Origin of the sequence: Streptomyces sp. NPDC048389 (assembly GCF_040706335.1) — a bacterium.
Lineage (GTDB): Bacteria > Actinomycetota > Actinomycetes > Streptomycetales > Streptomycetaceae > Streptomyces.
The window spans coordinates 1-1,349 of record NZ_JBEZKP010000124.1 but is presented as its reverse complement, the minus strand read 5'-3'; the positions used below and the strand labels follow the sequence as shown (position 1 = coordinate 1,349).

1 protein-coding gene is annotated in these 1,349 nt (G+C 70.6%); it reads left to right on the top strand.

What is annotated here, in order from left to right; genetic code table 11:
- The first annotated feature begins 191 nt into the window (after positions 1–191).
- A complete protein-coding gene (gene glnII, locus AB0903_RS34305; RefSeq protein WP_366708740.1) occupies positions 192–1,223 on the top strand; it encodes a glutamine synthetase in 1,032 nt (343 codons plus the stop codon).
- Positions 1,224–1,349 lie beyond the last annotated feature (126 nt).

The window sequence follows — 1,349 nt, the reverse complement described above, 5'->3', positions numbered from 1 at the left end:
GACGCACCGCGCCGCGCCCCCCCGCGCGAGTCCCGCCGCGAGCGCCCGGCCCCGGGGCGCGGGCGGCGGGCGGCGGGCGGCGGGCGGCGGGCGGCGGGCGTAACGCGGGGTTCACAAACGGGCAACGGCTGGGAAATCGCGCATTGCCAAGCTGCGCGGCATACCGCTGCACCCGCAAAGGATGAGACCCCGTGACCTTCAAGGCTGAGTACATCTGGATCGACGGCACCGAGCCGACCGCCAAGCTTCGCTCGAAGACGAAGATCATGACGGGTTCCCCGGCCGGCCTCGCCGAGCTGCCCGTGTGGGGCTTCGACGGGTCCAGCACCAACCAGGCGAAGGGCCACGCGTCGGACCGTGTGCTCAAGCCGGTCTTCACCTGCCCGGACCCGATCCGCGGCGGCGACGACGTCCTGGTGCTGTGCGAGGTCCTCAACACGGACATGACCCCGCACGAGTCCAACACACGTGCCGCGCTCGCCGAGGTGTACGGGCAGTTCGCCGCGCAGGAGCCGATCTTCGGCATCGAGCAGGAGTACACCTTCTTCAAGGGCTCCCGTCCGCTCGGCTTCCCCGAGGGCGGCTTCCCGGCCGCGCAGGGCGGGTACTACTGCGGTGTCGGCGCCGATGAGATCTTCGGCCGCGACGTGGTCGAGGCGCACCTGGAGAACTGCCTCGCCGCGGGCCTCGGGATCTCCGGCATCAACGCCGAGGTCATGCCCGGCCAGTGGGAGTTCCAGGTCGGACCGCTCGCGCCGCTCGATGTCGCGGACCAGCTGTGGGTGGCCCGCTGGCTGCTCTACCGCACCGCCGAGGACTTCGAGGTCTCCGCGACGCTGGACCCGAAGCCGGTGAAGGGCGACTGGAACGGCGCCGGCGCGCACACCAACTTCTCGACGAAGGCGATGCGCGAGGGCTACGACGCGATCATCACCGCGTGCGAGTCGCTCGGCGAGGGCTCCAAGCCGCTGGACCACGTCAAGAACTACGGCGCGGGCATCGACGACCGTCTGACCGGTCTGCACGAGACGGCCCCGTGGAACGAGTACAGCTACGGAGTCTCCGACCGTGGCGCCTCGGTGCGCATCCCGTGGCAGGTCGAGCAGGACGGCAAGGGCTACATCGAGGACCGCCGCCCGAACGCCAACGTCGACCCGTACGTGGTGACCCGCCTGCTGGTGGACACCTGCTGCTCGGCGCTGGAGAAGGCCGGCCAGGTCTGAGCATCAGGGACCCGATGAGGGAGGGCGCCCGCCTGTCCTGCGCGTGCGCCACCTTGTCCCTGAGGTGCTCGACACGCTCACCGGCCTCGTTGAACCGCTCCGTGGCGCGCTCGGCCTCCTCGTAGA